Source organism: Rhizobium sp. NPDC090279 (genome assembly GCF_044769665.1).
Taxonomy (GTDB): domain Bacteria; phylum Pseudomonadota; class Alphaproteobacteria; order Rhizobiales; family Rhizobiaceae; genus Rhizobium.
On sequence record NZ_JBIVYI010000008.1, the window covers coordinates 104,658 to 124,586 of the forward strand.

A 19,929-nucleotide genomic window follows, 5' to 3' on the forward strand; every position below is an offset into this window, starting at 1 on the left:
GCTTTATGGCTGTATGGCTTTATACCGGTCAGATACCGAGCGTGTTAAGCCAGTCGCCGAAGGTGGATGCCTCCGCCATCCTTGGCAGGTGGTCTATCTTGCACTCTCCGGTATGTCTGCGAACATCGCTTGGGCTATAGCCGAATTCGTGTGTGAAGGCTCGACTGAAGTTGGCTGCCGATTCGAAGCCGAGATCACTGGCGATATCTGCAATTCTCTGACCATTGCTGACGTCGGCAAGTGCCGCGCGTGCGGCCAGAAGCCGCCTTCTGCGGATGTAGTTCAGGACGCCGCCCGATGCCTGGAACAGTTCATAGAGCCTGGTTCGGGAGATGGCCAGTTCGCGGCTCAATGTTTCCGGAGTCAGATCCGCTGACCCGAGGTTGCTCTGGATAAAGCGGCGCGCCTTTGTCATCAGCCCGATTTCGGAGCTGCGATCGCCGTTGGCGTGGCTGTCCACAAGTGGCGCGACACTATGAAATATCATCTCCTGAAGCTGGTTGCGCACGCCGCGCAGATCATCCCTCGTCAAACGATTGAGGTTTGCCTCGAGAAACGCAATGTAGTCGGCCAGCAGTTTGACGCGCGTGCCTCCCAAAACGATGTTGTTGCTTGCGCCGGGCAGGCCGCCGTAGTCGGCGAATAGATCGCAGGGTAGAATGAGGGTGACGGATTGGGCGCTTATGGTGCGGCCGTAGAACGGGCAGCCAAGCGCGCGGATTTCCATCATGCCAGGCTCGTTTTCAACGACATGCCCATTGACGCTGGTCCATGTCTTGCCCGTGCGCAGGAAGGTGATCTGCCAATGATCTATGGCGCTGAAACGTACTTTATCGGGCGAACGCTCATAGCTGAAGGCCGACGTTTCCTGCTGGATGAGAAGCGCCCCTTCAAGATTCCACACGGTCTGATTGGCTGCGAAACAATCGTCAACTCGAGAGCTCTCCGGAAGACAGGCATCTATCAGTGGTGCCATGCGCTCTTTCCAGGCTGAAAATCGCCGACCTGGGGCCTCGTTGGAGGTGGAAAACGGCAGCGAGACCAGTTCCGGCAGATCCGTGGCGTTGCCGCAAAGCGGCGCTTCGGAAATGCGGGGCCACCGACGGCGTTCGACAAAGGCTGGTTGCTCGGAGGTCGGCCCGGCCCTATTCCATATCATCGTAGCGGCCTTTCGAGAAAGCATCCTCGAGTGGTTGATGGAATTAGCGACGTCCCTGCCATAGGCGAGCGAAGGCGGACAGTGCCGGCGAGGCCGCGCAATGTGGGCCAAAAATGAGTTATGCTCGGATAGTGGCGGCCGCTGACATTAGCAGTTTTCTCTAAACGTCGCAAAACAGCCGGAATTTGAGTCCATCCGGCCGTCCGAAGGTCAGCACATACAGGAAACCACCGCATCACATCCTGAGAAATGAATTCTGCCTTGCAGCGCGCATTGGCCGGCGAACCAAAGAAGTCTGTGGATGTCTGAGCGAAGACTCTGTGCATCCATCGAATGTCGCGCCAAATTATTACCGCTGCAGGCCGCATCGTTGCAGTTCCCCGCCCGAAGGCTATGAGGGGAAATTAAGCAGATTTCGTTAATATTTTCAAGATATTTATAGAATTCTCTTAAATATTTTCCGCTGAAATACACGAGGAAACTTGCAAAGGAGAGTAAACTTATGAGTTTTGGGAAAAACTCTTGCAATCTATCCATTCACAATCGCAACATTGTTATGGTTGTAGCGTCGATGCTGACGATTGTATCTTCGGTAGTCATGGCTACGAATGCAAATGCTGATGAGAGTGTGCATGTAAAGAATAAGACTGTTCAGTTGTATATGAAGAAATATCAAAAGAACGATGTTGTGTTCTATAGCGGAAGCTCTCTTGCGAAAACAACTTCGGTTTCCGCGCGTGATTACTTCAAGGGATCTCCATATATCTGCACGCCAAGCGGATTTGGAAGAACGTCGCATTGTTACAATCGCAGTGCATTTTGAGGTGAGCCATCCGATGTCGCGCAGCATGCGCGGCAAAGAATAGGGGCATTGCCCGGATGGCGGTTCGACGGAACAGGTGAGACGCGTGCCGCCCGCTATCCAAGTAAAAGCCCCTATGTGAGTATTCGACTTCAACCGGGCATATGTCTGCGAACATAGTCGCCCGGCCGCAGTTTCAGAACTTCGTCATCATGTTTGATCGGGTTATGACGGAACACATACCATTTTCCGCCTGATGCTCGTTTCTGATAGATGATCCCGGCCTTCTTGCGATGCAGGAAGCAGGACACATTGGGTGCGGCACTTTTCTTGCTGTACCAGACAGCGTTCATGCACAGCCTGCCGCGATCGGTCGCATACCAGATGCCTTTCGCGTAGGATTTTTGAGCACCCTTATGCGACCAGGCCGTAAATCGACGATGATGGCGCGAGAAGAAGCCGGCCCCGTCTTTCCATATCCAGGAACGTCCTGAGTAGAGTTTTCCGAGCTCCTTGGCGCTCATCGGTGTGGCATGGTGGGCTGCACGCGCCGTCATTCGGTCGATTTGATGTTGCGTCGCCGCGCTCGCGGTGTCGGTCAGCAGTAGCAGCATCGCGAACATGGCATTTAGGGTGATGACGCGGAACGAAGACATGTGTCTCTCCTCAATCTTTCGTCGCCACGGTCAATTCAACAGAGGTGGGCTGGCAACGCGCCAGTCCGGCCGGCCAAGGCCATCCGGCCAGGGGTAGACTTCACGGTCGTTGAAGTAGACCACCGCTTTCAGATCGGGAAATTCGGAGTGCGGCTTGTTGGCTTCTTCGGCCCATGCATGCACGTAGCCCTCATTTCCCTGGTAGCCCAATTCCGCGATGACGATCGGCTTCTTGAAGCGCTTCACGCGGTCGTAGCCGGGTTTGGTCGCTTCCACGAAGGTCGAGTCCCGCCCGAGCTTGCGCTGATCGAACGGCTGGTAGCCAAAGACTGACAACCCGACGACGTCGACAAATGAATCGCCGGGATAGTAGGCTTCAAGCCCGTCTTTTCCCATCGGCGACCACATGTATTGCGCCGAGGGAAGGCTCTTGCGACAGACGGTGACAGCGTGTCTGTAGGCTTTCACATAATCGTCCGCCTTCCAGTAAGCCCAGGTGAACTGTCCGTTCTTCTCGTCCATTTCCTGGGCCCAGCGAATGGTGACGGGCGCATTGAGCTTGGCCGCCGCGGAGCAGATCGCCGTCATGTTGGAATCGTAGTGACCCGCCAGAATTCCATCGAGAAGATCGGTTGGCGTGACGCGCCAGTCGCGAGCCCATGACCAGGGCTCGACGGTGATCAGCAGTGAGCGCCCGCGCTTGCGGGCATAATCGTCTGCCGTGCTCAGCGTCGACAGATCGACATCTTCCCAGGGCAGGAAGAGATGCTCGATCTTCGGACTGGGGTCATTGGAAAAGTCCCCATTGGGATCATAGGCACCCCCTGGCAGCGATTGGGGTGTGATGATCGGCCTCTTGTCATTGAAGAGAGGCCGGGTTTCGGCCCTCGCGTCCAAGCCCGTGCTGGCGGCGTATACGCCGCCGCAGAGGGCGCCAGCCGCAAGCAATGCCGTCGTGAGTTTTGATAGGGTTTTCATCGGATTGCCTCCTTCCTCTATTCGGTCTTGCGGACGTTCAAGGAGGTTTTGACGGCCTCCAGCCGCTGTGAGACCAGATCATCGGCGATCAGGTTTGTCGCCTCGTCGGTTTTCTTGGTGATGGGATGGCGAAACACGAACCATGCTCCGTCAGTCTCCCGCTTCTGATAGATCGTGCCATCGAGAATGCGATGGATGAAGCAGGTCTTGGCCGGAAACTGGCCGTTTGCAGCATGCCAGGTTGCGTCGAGACACAAACGGCCGGCATCGGTCACAGCCCAGCGGCCCTCGGCCCAGGATCGCCCGCCGGTTCCGTCGACCCAGGCTGAAAACCGTCGGTCGGTATTCTGCATTCGGCCCGCGCCATCGGGCCACCGCCAGCTCTTGTCATGATAGAGCATGTAGAGCTCGGCCGCCGTCATCGGCCTTGCGCCGTCGGGTACCTTCGTGGTCGTTGCGGCAATGGCTGCATTGTTCCCCGTTGCAAGCCCGAGAACGATCGCTAATGCCAGCGATGTTACAGGGACTGGGGAGGTCTTCCTTGATGGTTCCATATTATTTCTCCCGCATTGTGACTGGGACGAGCTTCGGCGTTGCCGCCTTCACGGCTCGTTGTCGGTTTCGTTGCTTGGCAATGTCGCGCAGGCTGCTATCTGTGCTTGCCGACTTGCCTATGGCGCAGACGCGAAAGCCGATCAGCCGGGCAGCTTCCGTGTCCAGTGCATTTCGCAGATCGATGAGAACAGGCTGGCGCAGCTTCTGCTTGAGCTGAGCGAGGTCGATCTTTCGGATGGTTTCCCATTCCGTCATGACGACGACGGCATCGGCATTTCTCGCGCATTCATAGAGATCGTCGTAGAAATCGACGCTGCTGAGGACCTTTGCGGCATTCTCGATGCCGACTGGATCATACGCGCGAATACGGCCGCCAAGGCGCTGCAAGGTTTCAATGAGCGGCACGGAAGGCGCGTCGCGCATGTCGTCGGTATCCGGCCTGAAGGTTAGGCCGAGAATTGCGATCGTCAGGCCGTCAATATCGCCGCCAAGGGCTTTCGTTACCTTGCGTGCCATGCGGCGCTTGCGCGCCTCGTTGACCGCAAGGGTTTCCTCGACGATACGCAACGCCACGCCGTGGTCCTGCGCCGTCTGCAATAGCGCCAGTGCGCCCTTCGGGAAGCATGAGCCGTCGGGGCCGGCCGCAAGGAGGCTTGCCCCGATGCGCTTGTCGAGCCCCATGCCGAGAGCCAGTTCTGCGACGTCGCTACCCATCTCCTCACAGAGATCGGCGAGCTCGTTGATAAAGGTGATCTTCGTGGCGAGAAAGGCATTGGCGGCATGCTTGATCAGCTCCGCCGTCCGCCGCATCGTGATGATAACAGGCGTGTCCTGGCGCTCGATCGGGGTATCATAGAGTTCGACAAGCCGCTGGCAGGCCCATTCCTCCTCTACGCCAAGGACGATACGGTCCGGAACGAGGAAATCGCGCACGGCAGCTCCCTCACGCAGAAACGCGGGGTTGGAGGCGACGGCGAAGGTCCCGGCCGCGCGGACTGTGCCGATGATCCTATGCACGACGTCGCTGGTTCCGACGGGCACGGTTGACTTGATCACGACAACAGTATCGCTTGATATAAGCGCCGCCAGCTCGCGCGCGGCCGGGTAGACAAAGGATAGGTCGGCATCCCCATGCCCGAGATGGGGCGGCGTGCCGACTGCTATGAAGACGATGGCGGCTCCCTCTACGGCTTTCGCGACGTCGCAGCTGAAGTCCAGCCGCCCCGCCGCGTAGTTGCGTTCGACCAGTTCGTCGAGATCCGGCTCGTAGATAGGAATCCTGCCTTGACGAAGGGCGGCAATCTTTTCGGCGTTCCTGTCCACGCAAACGACGCGGTTACCCCATTCGGCAAAGCATGTGCCGCTGACCAAACCCACATATCCGGTTCCAATAACAGCTATCTTCATATGCGTTCCCGCCAATAGCGACTTTCTCGTCATGAACCTCAGTTGTCTGTGTCACTGACTTGCCAGTGTGAACTGAGCACCATTCTGTGCAGTCCGCGCCCGCCAATTCCTGCTCCCGCCACTGAAAAGCGATCTTCAAACAACACGTAGCCGTCGGTGTCCCAGATCAACGATTGAATTCCGGTACGGCCGTGCTCAATCATGCCGACAAAAGGCAGGGCAGTCAGGGCAAGGAGACCGCTTGCGAGCGCCGGCCGATAGAAACGCCTGTTTGTGCTGACCGTGTTTTCGCGCGCATGCTGGACGATGATGACCAGCAGCAATAAGGTGTAAATGGCTGCGTTCATCGTTGCGAAGATATAGAAGCCGCTGCTCTCTCCCGCGGCATTGACCGTCAGTACCGGCAAGATGGAAACGAGAGATAGCGCGGCATAAGGCACAAGGATGCGGAACGGCAATGGATCGACATCCGACGTTCCTTTCGGCGTGACACGGAAATCTACGAATGATCCGGTTGCCCAGTCGCGAATGGCAGCAAGAGCTCCCACGAGCGCCCACGGCCAGCGAGCAAACAGGAACAATGTCATCTCCCAGCTCAAGATCCTGGCATCGACGGGCCGAAACGTGCGGGTACTGCGCCAGCGATAAGCAAACAGGATCAGCAGAATGGATTGCGGCACGAAATGCAGCAGGAAATCGGGATAGGCGACATCAACAAAGGTCTTTACCCTGGTCAGTGCGATAATCGGCAGCAGGAACATCAAAGCCATGAACAGTGAGAAGAGAGAATACCAGAGCTGTGAGAACAGGAACTGGAATTTGAGTCGCCACGGCAGTCGTTTCACCAAGCTTGGCGAATATTGCAGAAGGATCATCATCAGGCTGCGCGACCACTGAAACTCCTGCGTGATGAGATCGGCGAAAGTACGCGGGCCATCGCCATGCGCAATGGCATCGAGCGCGTGAACGCCACGCCAACCATGCGCATTCATCATCAGCGTGGTGGAATGGTCCTCCGCGAGCTCAGGCCCCAGCCCGCCGATGCTCCTGAGAGCCGTGGTTCGGACGGCATAGTGCGAGCCGATGCAAAGAGGCGACAGCCCGCAATTGAATCCCGCCTGAAGCGATCCATGCATGCTGGCTTCCGCATAGAGACGGCCGCGTGCCGACCAGCTCTCGCGGGCATTCTGGTCGCAGATGCTCGGCGCGGATACATAGCCGACCGTGGCATCGGCGAACGGGCGAAGCATCTGGAAGAGATAGCCTTGTTCGGGCACATGATCGGCATCGAGCTGGATGACGAAATCATAGCCTTCGTAGCCGTAGTGATCGTAGAAGAAGGCAAGATTGCCTTCCTTGCAACGGGTACGCCGCGGCCAGGTCTGGCGGTGGTAGTCCTCGCGGCCCTTGCGGGTCGAAACCTGGACGCCGTGCTTGCGGCACCAATCCAGCGTCGATGGTGACGGATCTTCATCTGCGAGCCAGGTGTCGTGCGGCACGTCTTGTGCAAGCATGGCGCACAATGTCCGCGCCACCACAGCAAAGGGCTCCGATGGCGCCTTCGTCACCACCATGGCGACACGGCTGCCGGCGGGGAGCCGCAACCGCCCGGTCGGCCTTTGGGCGCGAAAGAAGACGATGATGAAATAGGCCGGAATGATCGTCACCCATGCGAGCACCAGGGTCAGCAGGACAGATCCTATGGGGTCGACATGGTGCGCGGGCGTAAACCACCAGCGCCAGAAATAGACGAGTGCCGCAAGCCACAGCATGGCGCAAACGGCATATTCCACGCGCTGACGGCCCTGCAGGACCGGGGTCATCAGCGCCGCGTCCCTCATGACCTGGGCTCGTGTCCGGATCGACGTCATCCCCGCACCTCCAGTCCAAAGAAGGGAGCGGCGGTCCGGATGATCGTATCAATGTCGGAATGAAGGGCGCGGAAGCCGAGCTTCTCGGCGGCGAGATCCGACGCGGCATAAAGGGCGGGCGGATCGCCCGGCCGGCGCCTGCGCATGACGACGGGAACTTGGCGACCGCAAACGCGTTCGATCGCGGTTACAATCTCCTTGATCGACGTGCCGTGCCCGGTCCCCAGATTGACGGCGAGATTGTCACCGCCGGCCAGCAGATAGTCCACCGCCAGCACATGCGCCCTGGCAAGGTCCAGCACATGGATATAGTCGCGCACGCATGTGCCATCCGGCGTGTCATAGTCGTCGCCATAGACCTCCAAGGTCTCGATCGCGCCGCCGCTCGCCAATAGCGCGCGGGGAATGAGATGGGTTTCCGGATCATGCCATTCGCCGAGTTCCTGTTCCGGATCGGCGCCCGAGGCGTTGAAGTAGCGCAGCGCCACATAAGTCAGCGGGTAGGCCGCCGAATAGTCGGCAAGCATATGTTCCGCAATCAGTTTCGTTCTGCCATACGGATTTATCGGCTGCGGCGTCTCGCATTCGCGGATCGGCAGGTGGCGTGGAATTCCGTAGATCGCGCAGCTCGATGAAAAGATCAGCTTGTCCGTTTCCGTGCGGCGACATGCCTCCAGAACCGACAGCGTGCCGCTGACGTTGTTGGCGTAGTATTTCGCCGGGTTCTCGACGGACTCGCCCACATAGGCCGAGGCGGCGAAATGTATGATTGCCGCAGGCCTGTGGTCCTCGATCGTTTTGCCAAGACGCGCGGTATCGAGGATATCCCCTTCCACAAAGGGTCCCCAGCGCACCGACGTCAGGTGACCCGTGGAAAGGTTATCATAGACGACCGGCTCGAAGCCTTGACTATGGAGGAGTTTCGCGGTGTGGCTGCCGATGAAGCCGGCGCCCCCTACGACGAGTATTCTTTGCCTGAACATCACGCAACCTCAAAAAGCTCGCTGCCGGGACGGACCAGTTGACGTTCGAAGTAGGCGACGGTGGACTTCAACCCCTCCGTCAGGGCGACCGACGGTTCCCATGCCAGGTCCCGTTTCGCAACGGTGATATCCGGCCGCCGCTGGCGCGGATCATCGATCGGCAGGGACTTGTAGACGATCTGTGACTTGGAGCCGGTGATCGCGATGATCTGCTCGGCAAGCTCGCGCACGGTAAACTCCGCCGGATTGCCGAGATTGACGGGCGTATGGGTGGTCGTTTGGTCGGCCATCAGACGGATGAAGCCGTCGATCAGATCGGCGACGTAGCAGAACGAGCGCGTCTGCGACCCATCGCCATAGACAGTGATGTCCTGGCCCTTGAGTGCCTGGACGATGAAATTGGAGACGACACGGCCATCGTCGGGGCGCATGCGCGGCCCATAGGTGTTGAAGATGCGCGCAATCCTGATATCGACGCCGTGCTGGGCGTGAAAATCGCGGAAAAGCGTCTCGGCGGAGCGCTTGCCTTCGTCATAGCACGAGCGGGGGCCGAAGGAATTGACGTTGCCCCAGTAATTTTCCGGCTGCGGATGCACCAGGGGATCGCCATAGATCTCCGAGGTCGAAGCCTGGAAGATGCGCGCCTGATGATGCGTGGCGAGCTCCAGCAGGTTGAGCGACCCGAAAACGCAAGTTTTCATCGTATGGATCGGATCGGCCTGATAATGCGGCGGCGATGCCGGGCACGCCAGATTGTAGATCTCGTTGACGGGTATATCGAGCGGCGCGATGATGTCGTGGCGAATGAAGCTGAAGGTGTCGTAGCGAAGCAGATGCCACAGATTGTCCATCCGTCCGGTTGAAAAATTATCCGCGCAGATAACTTCGTGACCGTCTTGTAGAAGACGGTCGCAGAGGTGTGAGCCGAGAAATCCTGCGCCTCCTGCAACAAGAATCGCACGCCTCTTTGCTTTTTTTGGAGTTAAGCTTGCAGATTTGAACGCTATGCCCATCAAACCCTCCCGGAAATTTAGACATGCAGCCGAGTATTCAGGGCGAAGTACGACTTCCACCCCTGTTCAAGGCATTTACAACTTGGAATTATTGCTGCAATTTCAGGTTATAGTTTACTAATATTTAACTATGCTGTCATTATCAGGGAATGCAGAAGTTTTACATTCTGTCCATTTTTACGTATCGACCTAGATATGTTTTGATGTGAAAATATACTGTATTTTCAATTTTATTGTGAAGATTTGATAATTTATATTTAGTTATATACTTTTAATTCCTGCGTTACGACAAATCTATCGTTGGATGCGAATAGATGTATCCACGCGCAGACGGGTAGGCGGCCAAGCGTAAGATAAGGCTAACGGAAATTTGGATTGAGAGGGACCGACACGATCTATCGTGCTGCACTCGTCACGCAGGACAGAATTTCATCATGCACGGGGCGATGAGCGGTCGTGCCTATGTCAAACGCAAATCCAGGCGCGGGTGAAGCTTCTTCAGGTTCGGCAGCGATTTCATCTGCCAGGGAATTTGCGATGAGCCGCATACGGTGAGATGGATATCGGGGTGCTTGCGCGCCTCTATCGTCAGTTTGGCAAGCAGGTTGATGCCGGAGGAATTCAGGAATTGCAGACCGGTCAGATCGAAGGTCGCTTTGCCGCCGCCCCCATGAAGGACCGCCCTGGCCAGATCGTAGACCGGCGCATAGGCGTCGGGGCCTGCCAGGCGCATGGTCCCGTCAAAATACAAGGTGCTGCCCTCGGACCAGACGCGGAATGCTTCTTCTTTGATTTCCATAAAGGGGCCTCTCGCGGGTTCAAGCCGATGAAATTGCCATTGCGGCATAGGTTTGCAGTTTGACCCGCCTGTGCGGACCATTCTCATCGAAATGCCAGGCCAACTGAACCTGGTAGTCGCTCATCAATGTCAACAGTCCTAGCCCAGACGCATTGTCGCCGGCAAGAACGCTTGCCTCGATCTGTTCTATCAGGAGATCGCCGGGGTCGCCGGCCGTTACCTTCAGCAACAACTCCTGGAAGCGCGCAGTCGCTTCGCGGTCGATCAGGTTCACGATCCGCATCCTGAAATGATGGGCATCGCTCAGCGCCTCGATAATGATCTCGCCCGAGGCGCGGAACTTGATGGAGTTTTCGATGAGTTCGTTCGTCAGATAGCCGATGTCGTGGCGCGCCGTCTTGTATTGACGCTCGGACGTTCGAAATTCGAGCGCCATCGTCTCTGCGATAAAGTCCGAGGTCATCGCCGAATGTCGCCATGCCAGATGAAGCGGTCCGTCGAACAGGCGAATGCGAAGGGCATTGGCAGCGTTGAACGAAACCAGATGTTCCTTGCCGAAAGTTGCTGTCGTCATCTCCTCACCTGTGCCGCATCACCACAAGAGTAATATCGTCATGGATCTTCTGGGTCCCGATATAGGTCATCAAATCGTCGAGTATGCCCTCGACGACCTCCTCCGCGGTGCCGCCATGCAGGCGACGGGCATCCTCCAGAAGCCTTTCGAAGCCGAACAGTTCGCCCTTTGAATTCTCCGCCTCGGTAACGCCGTCCGTATGCAGGACAACCATGTCGCCTTTCTCGAAGGGCACTTGCCGCGTATCGACAAAGGGAGCGATATCGGCCTCAAGGCCGACCGGCAGACCAAGATCGCCTGTGTCTATCCGCTCCACCTTGCCGTTCTGGCGGATGATGATCATGTCTTCGTGCTGACCGGATATCGTCAACCTCTCGCCGTCATAGTCGAGGAACGACAAGGTCAGATGCTTGTCCGTCCTTGTCCGCTCGATGTTCTTGAAGATCGTACGATTGAGATCGGTCAGGAATTTCGCCGGGTCCATCTCGCCCGCCTCCTGCAGTGCGCGTGCGATCGACTGGACCATCAGCATCAGCACGCCGCTCTCCAACCCATGGCCGGTCACGTCGCCAATGCCGATCTTCAGATTGTTTCCGTTCTGCAGGACATCATAGTAGTCACCGCCGACTTCGTCGGCCGGGCGCATGTAGGCGGCTATCTCCAGATGCTTGATTGCCGTCAGCTCCTTGGCCCGCGGCAGGACCATAAGCTGGATCTGTCTGGCGACATTGAGTTCCGCACCCAGCCGCAGGTTTTCGTTTTGCAATTGGCTGTTGAGGGTTGAAATCTCTTCCTTGGCCGCCTCGATCTCCTTGGTTCGGTCGGTCACGAGCTTCTCGAGGTTTTCCGTGTGGAAGCTGATATCCTCGGCCATTCGGTTGAACGCGACGCCGGCTTCCGCCACCTCGTCCCTCGTCGAGATATCGACCCGGACGGAATAATCCTTCGCCTGTATGCGCTTGGCGGCGCTCGCCAGTGCGCTGATGCCGCTGGTGACGCGCTTCGAGGCAGCGAAGACGGCCGCCGTAACGATCATCAGCGACACCAGGACCGCCATGATCTGATAGAGCAGGATGCGGTTGGTGGCGCGCGATATCTCATCCTTGGCAGCAATAAGCGAGGCGTAGATCTCACGCTCGGGCACCACTATCCCAAGCGACATGACCTCGCGTTGCACAGGACCATCCACCCAGAGATTGGTCGGGTCCAACTGCTTGACGACCACGAGATAAGGAACTTCCTCTCCCTGTTCGCTGAGGGAAATATGCTGGATCGCGCCATCCGCGTCGAGCGGCAGTTTCGTAATGGCCGTTTGCGTGCTGTTGCGCAGGGACCGGTCAACGCCGGTGACCCCCTTGGCGGCGGCATCGTTGGCGGACCGCAGGCCGATGATCTTCTCGCCGACGGGATTGATCGCGACGACGTTTCCATTCGACATGGCGAGGAAGCCGAAGCCGGTCTGGGCGACTTTCACGTGCTCGACGATTTCGGCAAGTTGCGTGAGCGTAATATCGGCACCGGCCGCACCCGCCACACCATGCCGATCCGGCGTCCAGAGCGGGTGGAAAAAGCTGACGATCAGCTTGCCAGTGATGGCATCGGTGTAGGGGGCGGTCTGGGTAATGTAATCGGCAACAGGGCGCGATGACGGTTTGGAAGTCCATTGCTGCCAGGATTCGTAGAGGCCCGGAAAGAAGAAGGTCCAAAAGTCCGCGCTGTTGTGGCCGGGATAGAGTCGGTCGAAGGTCTGCGCCTGCGTCGTATAGGGCGCAGTGCGGAAAATCGGGCGTTCCCTCGGGCCGATATAATACATCTGCAGCTTCGACGCGCCATTGTGCAGCAAGGAAGGAGCGACCAGATCAAGCACTGCGCTCCATTCTATGTCTGCTTGTACCTGCGGCAGGGGGCGGTGGTCCTTGTCCAGCAGGTAGCCCCAGACGCTGATGACCGAGGGCGTTCCGGGAAGGTTTTGCGCCCACTGACCGGCCGGATCGTACGTCACAGTTACGGCGCCGGGAGACGCCTTGGTCATGGCGGCGCCGACATCGCCGCTTCTCGCCGGATTGTCGATCTGCCCCTGAAGTACGCCCGCCAGCGCCTTCACGTCGGAATGAACCTGGTCGATCAGCAAACCGACCTCGGCGGCGGTCGAATCCGCGTAGGAGCGAATGTAATCCTGGCTCGCCTTCTCCAGGCCCTGTCCCACTTCCGTCGTCGCGTTGCGCGAGAGACGCTGGACATTCCATAGCGCGAGGCCGCCACTGACGAGCAGGTCGAAGAGAACCGCCCCTCCAACGACAAGCAGAAACTTGGCGCGAAATGAGCGCAATCCGAACCGTTGCTTGGCAGATGGCGTGTCTGTCATAGCGGTTTCTGTCCCGAAGAGGCCCAGATCGGCCAGCCGGCATAGCCTCTTGGATGGAGTGCCGCAAAAATATGATCGGCGAAACCTTGCTTGAACCGTTCGATGAATGCGGCCGAATCCCCTCTTCTGACCGCCATTTCATCGGCATAGACATTCTGCCACGCCGTGATGATATCGGCGAAATCCTGCGGATCGCCATCGAGATTGGTCACCATGAAGCTCTCCATCCGCACATCCTTGAAGCCGGCATCCAGCAGCATGCGGCGACCCTTGGGACCCATTTCGACATCCATGTCGAAGTGGGCGAAGAGTTTCGCGACCTCGTTATAGGTCCATTGGATGCTGTCCGCCCGAGGCTCGCCAAGGCAATGGGAGTTCTTCTCGTTGGTGATGTAGACCCTGCCGCCGGGTTTGCAGATGCGATAGAGCTCCCGAAGCAGGACATCGGGGCGGTCGAAGATTTGCAACGAGTGCCTGCAGGTCACGAAATCGAACTGATCGCTTTCGAACAGCATCTGCGATGCGTCGCCATAGGTGTATTCGATGTCGCGGACGTCGAAATCCTCGGCAACTTTGCGGGCATATTCCAGGCTGGGCACCGAGTGATCGAGGGCAACGATCCGCGCCGGCTTGAAATCCTTTCGCAACAGCATGGCGAAATCACCAATGCCGCAGCAGATGTCCGCGATAAGCAAACCCTCGCGAAGACCGTGTCGCGGCAATATCTCTCGCTCATGCCGCCACGTCATTTTTGTCTGAGTCCTGAGGATTGGTATGAAGCTCTGGTTTTCGACGAATGTCTGGCCCGGGTAGAAGGCTGAATCGTAGATCTCGACGATGATATTCGGCGACAGATCGCCCAAATGGCGAAACAGTCGCGACGCCCAGGCAACGACGCTCGAAGCGACAACCGTCAGCTTGAGATCGGGTCTCGATCGCGTGGCATCGAGGAGTGCATGCGTCAGGGCGCGGAACGCCGTGTTGTTCATATGCGTGACGCGCTTCAGATTGATGTAGCAGATGCCGTTTACGGTCTCGATGCCGTTGCGCAGCAGGGCGAGATCATCGGCAAGCTCCGCAATCGAATGCGGTCTGAGGATGCCCGAAAGTGAGAATTCCTGATTGTTGGCATCGAATTGCGCCGTGAAACGGCCAGAGGAGTGGTTGCTCAATTGAGTAGCCTTTCGAGCGCGAGATCCACCACGAAAGTCATCCTTCCGGCATCTTGGCCCGACAGCTCGATCCCGGCGTCGTAGTTGACGGCAAGGCCGAGGAGGATCGCATGCTCGGCGCGCACGGCGTCGTTGGTGATGACATCGAGATAGTTTGCCAGCGCCTGACCTCTCCCGATGCGCTCGACGATCGCCTCGTACGAGTTGCGTTGCTCGGCCGAGCAAGGGAAGGTCAATTCGATGCGTTCGATGGAGCCGCTTCTGTAGAAGCGACAGTTCAGAGCGCCGTCGCACTCTCTGGTGTGGAACGACATCTCGAAGAGCTCGTTCAAGGCTGCCGAAAGCAGATTGGCATGGCGGATGGGATCGTGGCGATCGTGGCTGACCATGCGGGCCACATAGGTGGCGCATTGGTCGCAATGCAGCCAGTCCGCTGCCAGGGTCGCCATCTCCATTTCCAGTTCAAGCAATGGTTCGAAAGCCGCGTCCACTTGCACTTCCATGGTATCCCCTTGAGAAACTCGCGGATGAAATGCGTTACAAAAACTCACTGCCCGGCGCGGAATTCGTCAAATGCCGCAGCCGATTGAGCGCGCACGCCCTGCCTTATGAAATCATCAAGCCGGTCGGCGCTGAGCGGAGGACTGATGCAATAGCCCTGCAGCCGATCACAGCCCTCCTGCTGGAGCCAGGCTGCCTGCTGCGGTGTCTCGACCCCCTCTGCCGTCACCCGCATGTCCAGGCCGTGGGCAAGACCGATCACGGAGCGCACGATGGTCTGGCTTTTGATGTCCTGCAAAAGATCCCGGATGAAGTAGCGATCGATCTTGATCGTATCGAAGGGAAAATTCTTGAGGTAGCTGAGCGAGGAGTATTCCGTGCCGAAATCGTCGAGGGAAATCTGTATGCCGAGCACGTTGAGCGTGTTCAGCGTGTCGAGATTGTTGGTGGTCCGCTCCAGGAGCACGCCTTCGGTGATCTCCAGTTCCAGGCGTTCGGCCGGAAATCCGACGATGTCGAGCGTTTGCGAGATACGATCGGTGAGGCCAGGCGTCAGGAATTCCGCCGGAGAAAGGTTGACCGCGAGCGAATAGTGGGTCGGCCATGTCAGGGCTTCACGGCAGGCTTCCTCCAGCATCCACTGGCCGATTTCGCGCATGAGGCCATCGGCTTCGGCCATGGGAATGAAAGCGGCCGGCGGAATGATCCCCAAGGTTGGATGCCGCCATCGCAAGAGTGCCTCGAAGCCCACCACCGTCGATGGAGGCTCTACCAACGGCTGATATTCGATGAAGAACTCGTCGCGCTGGAGCGCCACGCGCAGGCTGCGTCGCAGCAACTCCCTCTGTTCGACCACGATCAGCATGGCGGGATCGAAAGTCCGCGCCCGTCGACGCCCCTCCTTCTTGGCCGCATAGAGGGCAACATCAGCAGCCTTCATCAGCTGTTCTCCCTCATTGCCGTCGCGCGGCGCGATTGCGATGCCGACGCTGACGCCGACGAAGAGAGAAATACCGTTGACCGTGAACGGCTTCTTGAATTCCGCGACCAGTGCGTCCGCCAGCCTTTCCGCCTCGAAGGCCCGCTGCGGCCCGACCTGGATGATGGCGAATTCGTCGCCGGCAAGACGGTAGACCGTTCCGCCCCGACCGAGCGCTTCCTTGATCCTTTCGGCGGCGAGTTTCAGAACGACGTCGCCGGCGCCGTGCCCAAGGGTATCGTTGACAGGCTTGAAGTCGTCGAGATCGAGCTGCATCAGTGCCGGCCCGATCTTGCCGCTTGCGGGAAGCAGTTGCGCCAGTGCCGCACTGAATTGGCGGCGATTGGGCAATCCGGTCAAGACGTCATGCGTGGCCTGATGAATGAGCCGCGCCCTTTCATTGTCTTCGGATGACGGGCGTCCATTTGCGCTCGCCCCGCTGGTTTCGACAATCAACAGCCCGGCCTGGATGTAGGAGATCAGGAAGTTACATTTTCCCAGCCTTGGATCGTCAAGCTGGATCGTACGGAGCTCACCGGTATCGATCACCTGGCGGATGAGCGCAGCAAGAGCCGGTTTGGCGAGTGCAGGGTAAGCCTCCCACAACGTCGTCTCGCCACGGGATGCAAGGCCGATATGTTCCTTGAACTTGTTGGAGGAATCGAGCAGTTTGAGATCGAGGTCCCAAAGCGAGATCATCGCCTCCAAACCATTGTCAGATCCGGACTCATATGGAATTTGCTGCGACCGATCCACTCGGTTTTCCGGCATATGGCCTCGTCCTCCCCAAGCCGGCCACGCAAAGTCTGGCCGTTGTCCAGTTTGAACTGGTCCGTTCGCATCGGAGCTTGCGCATCGACAATCGCAGTCTCATCGAGCGTGCGGGCGCAGGTCATAACCTACCAGAACGTGGCAACCGCTTTAAGTAAATATATTACGATATGTTCATATTTAGCAATGATTGCTGAGACATATGCTGATTAAATGGATGGCGGCGACGTCGTCCTGTTTCAATACGAGCGCAAGAAGATTGTATTACTGGGACAGGGACAGTGCGCCGGTTGTGGCGCTCCCATCGGGCGATTTCGATTGTGCATAACTGATTCGCGGAGCATGGCGCGCCATCGGCGCTTCCTTCTCGGTTGACGTGGGGATCGATGCCGGGCCTCTCTCCTCCCCGGGGAGCCCTGGAGGCCATATCGTTCCCCCGGCATAGGCGTCGATTTCCGTTCGCTTCCGGTATGCCCGGCTATTGGAGCGTTGTGTTGTGCGGCTCCATCGCAAGCACCGGCAATTGCGTCTCGCGTCCACGTTGAAGGGCAGGGCGGTTGCCAAGCCTTGCCGCCTTGCGAACCAGCAGCTCCTCATTGATGATGGCGTGCATGCCCGCCGTGAATTTGCGCAGGCTGAACTGCTCTGCATGTGCTTGCAGCGTTTCGGGCCGAAAGCGATGCTGTGTGGCCTCGAAATCGACGACAGCCTCGATCAGAGCGTCGACAGACTGTTGCTCGAAAAGGATGCCGGTCACGCCCGGCACAACCGTTTCCAGCGCGCCGCCGCTTCCATAGGCGATGACGGGCCGCCCGCTTGCCATCGCTTCCACGGGAACCATGCCGAAGTCTTCCTCGCCCGGAAAGATCAGCGCACGGCAGCGCGCCAGCTTTTCCTTCAATAGCGGAAACGGAGCTCGGCCCAGGAAGGTGACGGACGGGCCGGCCATGCGTTTCAGCTCCGCCATCTGGCTGCCTTCGCCGATAATGATCAATCGGCGATTCATCTGGGTAAAGGCCTGCACCGCCAGATCGATCCGCTTATAGGGTACCAGTTGGCCCGCGCAGAGATAGAAATCCTCGGTCGATGCCGCCGGCGTGAAATCGTCGACATTGACCGGCGGGTAGACCACGCTCGCAGGCCGCCGATAATATTTGCCGATGCGATCGCTGACATGATGCGAGTTGGCGACGAAACGATCGACCCGCATGCTCGTATTGACGTCCCAGGAGCGTAGCAGCGGCGCCAGCATCGGCAACATGAGCCGGGATGCGAGACCCGCATGGGATCGGTAGAAGTGATAGTGGTCCCAGAGATAACGCATGGGTGAGTGGCAATAGCAGACATGGGTTGCCCGTGGCGGCGGGATGATGCCCTTGGCCGGACCCGATTCACTGGAAATGATCAGATCATAGCCCGTAAGGTCGAAGCTCTCCAATGCAAAGGGCATGAGTGGCAAGAGCGATTGGTAGGCCCTGACGGCGCCTGGAATCCGCTGGAGGAAGGACGTGAAGATCTTGTGCTTGCGGATCTTCTCGGAGATGTGTCTTTCATCATAAACGAGCGTGAAGATATCGGCGTCCGGATACATGTCGCAGAGGGCCTCGACCACCTTTTCTCCGCCCCGCATCGACACCAGCCAATAATGCACGATCGCCACTCGCATTGCTTTTCCCTCCATGCGTCGACGCAACATTGGGCAGCCGGCAACTTTTGCGACAGGGCCTACATCGGTTCACCACGGCATACAAATGGCCGAAGGGAGTACCCAAAAGATTTAGCCGCCGGCCGGCACCTGCACACAAGGATATGCCTACCCGACCAAGAGACGGCTGCTTCGCCTAGCTCCCTGCCAGAAATGATAAGCCCTGTTGCTTTGGTAGGGGATTTACACGTTATGCGTTCAGCTGCTGATCTCGCAGTATGGCGCCTTCATCCGCGTGAGGGTGCAAGCGATTAAGAAAGCGAGATTTCGGCTCATGTCTAAAGTGTACGCTTTACCTTACCATTCCATCCCCAAGCCACCTCGGCTTGTGGCGCCCTGGTTGCTGGCATTGATGCTGTCGGGTGCGGGCTTGCATGGCGTAGCCAGTGCCGCTGACAGCGATGTCTACCGTGTCGGGCCTCAGGCGCGGATCAAAGTTGCCATCGTCGAATGGATTGCCGCGACGGGCGAATACAAGGAATGGACTGCGCTGAATGGCGAGTATGTCGTGTCGCAATCGGGTTCGATCTCGATCCCGATGATCGGAGAAATGCAGGTCCGCGACAGGACCGTCGAAGGCATCAGTGCCGATATCGGTGAAAAATTGAAGCAGATCACCGGTCTGGCGGTTGCGCCCACGGCTTCGGTCGAAGTCGTCAAATATCCGATGATCTACGTATCCGGCGCCGTCGAAAAGCCGAGCGAGCTGGAGTTCAGGCCCGGCCTGACCGTCAAGCAGGCCGTTGCCATGGCCGGCGGGCGCGAACGACGGTCCAGTCAGAACGGTGACTATTCAGAGGCTCAGCAGGTCAGCTATGCCGGCGAGATCAGCCGCATGGAGCTGCAGCTGAAACAGCTCGGTGCCCGGCGGGCCCGCCTGACAGCCGAACTCAACGATCAGCCGGCGATCACATTTCCGCCGGAGATCAAAGCTGCTCCCGAAGGATCGGCGGTGTGGCAAATCATGACGAGCGAAGTCGACCTGTTCAATGCCAGGGCCGATGCTTTGCGCCAGCAACTCGTTGCCGCCGCGGATCTGGAAGTACTGTTGCGCAACGAGATCAACATTCTCGATGAGAAAATGTCGTCGCAGGACGAACAGGTGAAAATCGCTCAGGACGAGTTGAGCGACATTTCCAAGCTGGTCGACACCAAAATCCTGACCACATCGCGAAAGACCTCTCTGGAGCGGATCGTTGCCGAAATGCAGGCAGGCAAGCTGGACCTTGTGGTCGCGTCGATGCAGGCAAAACAGAAGCTGAGCGAGACCGAGCGCGATGCGCTCAATCTCAAGGGGCTGCGAAAGACCGATGCAGGCCAACAGCTGCAGACCACCGAGACTGAAATCGAGGATACGAAACTCAAGCGTAACACGACACTGCAGCTGCTGCAGATTTCAGGCGCTTCGCTTTCGAGAAGCCAGAGCATGAAGGCGCTCGATCTTCAGCCGATGGAATACTGGATTACTCGCAACGGCGACGAAGCCAATGCGATCAAGGCATCGGAAGCGACCGCACTGCAGCCCGGGGATGTGCTGGACGTGCGCTACAACATTTCCGGAAGCCTCGACGGTACCGCGCTTTCGTCTGCGGACGTCGGTCAATCTCAATAGTGATAAGCGAGCAATGTGGGGCGATGA

Annotated in this window: 16 protein-coding genes; 1 reads left to right on the plus strand and 15 read right to left on the minus strand. The window is 58.0% G+C overall.

Annotation, left to right across the window (positions count from 1 at the left end):
- Positions 1-28: 28 nt before the first annotated feature.
- The 15 genes from ACIQWP_RS20510 to ACIQWP_RS20580 all read right to left on the minus strand — a co-directional run bounded on the left by ACIQWP_RS20510 (position 29) and on the right by ACIQWP_RS20580 (position 18,251).
- Entirely contained in the window at positions 29-1,159 is a 1,131-nt protein-coding gene (locus ACIQWP_RS20510) for a helix-turn-helix domain-containing protein (protein ID WP_402791275.1), read from the minus strand.
- A 954-nt stretch (positions 1,160-2,113) separates the two neighbouring features.
- Positions 2,114-2,617 (minus strand): DUF995 domain-containing protein, encoded by a 504-nt coding sequence (locus ACIQWP_RS20515; protein WP_402791278.1) that lies wholly within the window; start codon positions 2,615-2,617, stop codon positions 2,114-2,116.
- 30 nt (positions 2,618-2,647) lie between these two features.
- Positions 2,648-3,595, minus strand: coding sequence for a glycoside hydrolase family 26 protein (locus ACIQWP_RS20520; RefSeq protein WP_402791281.1), 948 nt, complete (start codon positions 3,593-3,595; stop codon positions 2,648-2,650).
- Positions 3,596-3,612: 17 nt separating this feature from the next.
- Entirely contained in the window at positions 3,613-4,149 is a 537-nt protein-coding gene (locus tag ACIQWP_RS20525; protein ID WP_402791284.1) for a DUF995 domain-containing protein, read from the minus strand.
- A 1-nt stretch (position 4,150) separates the two neighbouring features.
- Positions 4,151-5,557 (minus strand): UDP-glucose dehydrogenase family protein, encoded by a 1,407-nt coding sequence (locus ACIQWP_RS20530; protein ID WP_402791287.1) that lies wholly within the window; start codon positions 5,555-5,557, stop codon positions 4,151-4,153.
- A 38-nt stretch (positions 5,558-5,595) separates the two neighbouring features.
- Entirely contained in the window at positions 5,596-7,428 is a 1,833-nt protein-coding gene (locus ACIQWP_RS20535) for a glycosyltransferase family 2 protein (protein WP_402791290.1), read from the minus strand.
- A complete protein-coding gene (galE, locus tag ACIQWP_RS20540; RefSeq protein WP_402791293.1) occupies positions 7,425-8,411 on the minus strand; it encodes a UDP-glucose 4-epimerase GalE in 987 nt (328 codons plus the stop codon). The genes ACIQWP_RS20535 and galE overlap by 4 nt, the downstream gene beginning before the upstream one ends.
- Positions 8,411-9,424 carry a UDP-glucuronic acid decarboxylase family protein gene (locus tag ACIQWP_RS20545; RefSeq protein WP_402791295.1) on the minus strand — a complete coding sequence of 338 codons (1,014 nt, stop codon included), beginning with the start codon at positions 9,422-9,424 and terminating at the stop codon, positions 8,411-8,413. Before ACIQWP_RS20545 ends, galE begins: the two co-directional genes overlap by 1 nt.
- A 460-nt stretch (positions 9,425-9,884) precedes the next feature.
- Entirely contained in the window at positions 9,885-10,223 is a 339-nt protein-coding gene (locus tag ACIQWP_RS20550; RefSeq protein ID WP_402791298.1) for a hypothetical protein, read from the minus strand.
- Positions 10,224-10,242: 19 nt separating this feature from the next.
- Entirely contained in the window at positions 10,243-10,797 is a 555-nt protein-coding gene (locus ACIQWP_RS20555) for an ATP-binding protein (RefSeq protein WP_402791301.1), read from the minus strand.
- Between the two features lie 4 nt (positions 10,798-10,801).
- A complete protein-coding gene (locus tag ACIQWP_RS20560; RefSeq protein ID WP_402791304.1) occupies positions 10,802-13,162 on the minus strand; it encodes a SpoIIE family protein phosphatase in 2,361 nt (786 codons plus the stop codon).
- Positions 13,159-14,334 carry a methyltransferase domain-containing protein gene (locus ACIQWP_RS20565; protein WP_402791307.1) on the minus strand — a complete coding sequence of 392 codons (1,176 nt, stop codon included), beginning with the start codon at positions 14,332-14,334 and terminating at the stop codon, positions 13,159-13,161. The genes ACIQWP_RS20560 and ACIQWP_RS20565 overlap by 4 nt, the downstream gene beginning before the upstream one ends.
- Positions 14,331-14,837: a ubiquinone biosynthesis methyltransferase UbiE gene (locus ACIQWP_RS20570; RefSeq protein WP_402791309.1), complete on the minus strand. Its 507-nt coding sequence runs from the start codon at positions 14,835-14,837 to the stop codon at positions 14,331-14,333. The genes ACIQWP_RS20565 and ACIQWP_RS20570 overlap by 4 nt, the downstream gene beginning before the upstream one ends.
- 44 nt (positions 14,838-14,881) lie before the next feature.
- Positions 14,882-16,585, minus strand: a complete 1,704-nt coding sequence (locus ACIQWP_RS20575; RefSeq protein WP_402791312.1) for a putative bifunctional diguanylate cyclase/phosphodiesterase — start codon at positions 16,583-16,585, stop codon at positions 14,882-14,884.
- A 478-nt stretch (positions 16,586-17,063) separates the two neighbouring features.
- Entirely contained in the window at positions 17,064-18,251 is a 1,188-nt protein-coding gene (locus ACIQWP_RS20580) for a glycosyltransferase (RefSeq protein ID WP_402791315.1), read from the minus strand.
- 313 nt (positions 18,252-18,564) lie between these two features.
- On the opposite strand from ACIQWP_RS20580, the gene ACIQWP_RS20585 reads away from it, so the two are divergent.
- Positions 18,565-19,902, plus strand: coding sequence for a polysaccharide biosynthesis/export family protein (locus ACIQWP_RS20585; RefSeq protein WP_402791318.1), 1,338 nt, complete (start codon positions 18,565-18,567; stop codon positions 19,900-19,902).
- The last annotated feature ends 27 nt before the right edge of the window (positions 19,903-19,929 follow it).

Coding starts and splice junctions, on each gene's coding strand:
- ACIQWP_RS20535 (WP_402791290.1), bottom strand. CDS start 7,428: ATGACGTCGATCCGGACACGAGCCCAGGTCATGAGGGACGCGGCGCTG.
- ACIQWP_RS20555 (WP_402791301.1), bottom strand. CDS start 10,797: ATGACGACAGCAACTTTCGGCAAGGAACATCTGGTTTCGTTCAACGCT.
- ACIQWP_RS20545 (WP_402791295.1), bottom strand. CDS start 9,424: ATGGGCATAGCGTTCAAATCTGCAAGCTTAACTCCAAAAAAAGCAAAG.
- ACIQWP_RS20520 (WP_402791281.1), bottom strand. CDS start 3,595: ATGAAAACCCTATCAAAACTCACGACGGCATTGCTTGCGGCTGGCGCC.
- ACIQWP_RS20580 (WP_402791315.1), bottom strand. CDS start 18,251: ATGCGAGTGGCGATCGTGCATTATTGGCTGGTGTCGATGCGGGGCGGA.
- ACIQWP_RS20510 (WP_402791275.1), bottom strand. CDS start 1,159: ATGATATGGAATAGGGCCGGGCCGACCTCCGAGCAACCAGCCTTTGTC.
- ACIQWP_RS20515 (WP_402791278.1), bottom strand. CDS start 2,617: ATGTCTTCGTTCCGCGTCATCACCCTAAATGCCATGTTCGCGATGCTG.
- ACIQWP_RS20530 (WP_402791287.1), bottom strand. CDS start 5,557: ATGAAGATAGCTGTTATTGGAACCGGATATGTGGGTTTGGTCAGCGGC.
- galE (WP_402791293.1), bottom strand. CDS start 8,411: ATGTTCAGGCAAAGAATACTCGTCGTAGGGGGCGCCGGCTTCATCGGC.
- ACIQWP_RS20575 (WP_402791312.1), bottom strand. CDS start 16,585: ATGCCGGAAAACCGAGTGGATCGGTCGCAGCAAATTCCATATGAGTCC.
- ACIQWP_RS20550 (WP_402791298.1), bottom strand. CDS start 10,223: ATGGAAATCAAAGAAGAAGCATTCCGCGTCTGGTCCGAGGGCAGCACC.
- ACIQWP_RS20560 (WP_402791304.1), bottom strand. CDS start 13,162: ATGACAGACACGCCATCTGCCAAGCAACGGTTCGGATTGCGCTCATTT.
- ACIQWP_RS20570 (WP_402791309.1), bottom strand. CDS start 14,837: ATGGAAGTGCAAGTGGACGCGGCTTTCGAACCATTGCTTGAACTGGAA.
- ACIQWP_RS20525 (WP_402791284.1), bottom strand. CDS start 4,149: ATGGAACCATCAAGGAAGACCTCCCCAGTCCCTGTAACATCGCTGGCA.
- ACIQWP_RS20585 (WP_402791318.1), top strand. CDS start 18,565: ATGTCTAAAGTGTACGCTTTACCTTACCATTCCATCCCCAAGCCACCT.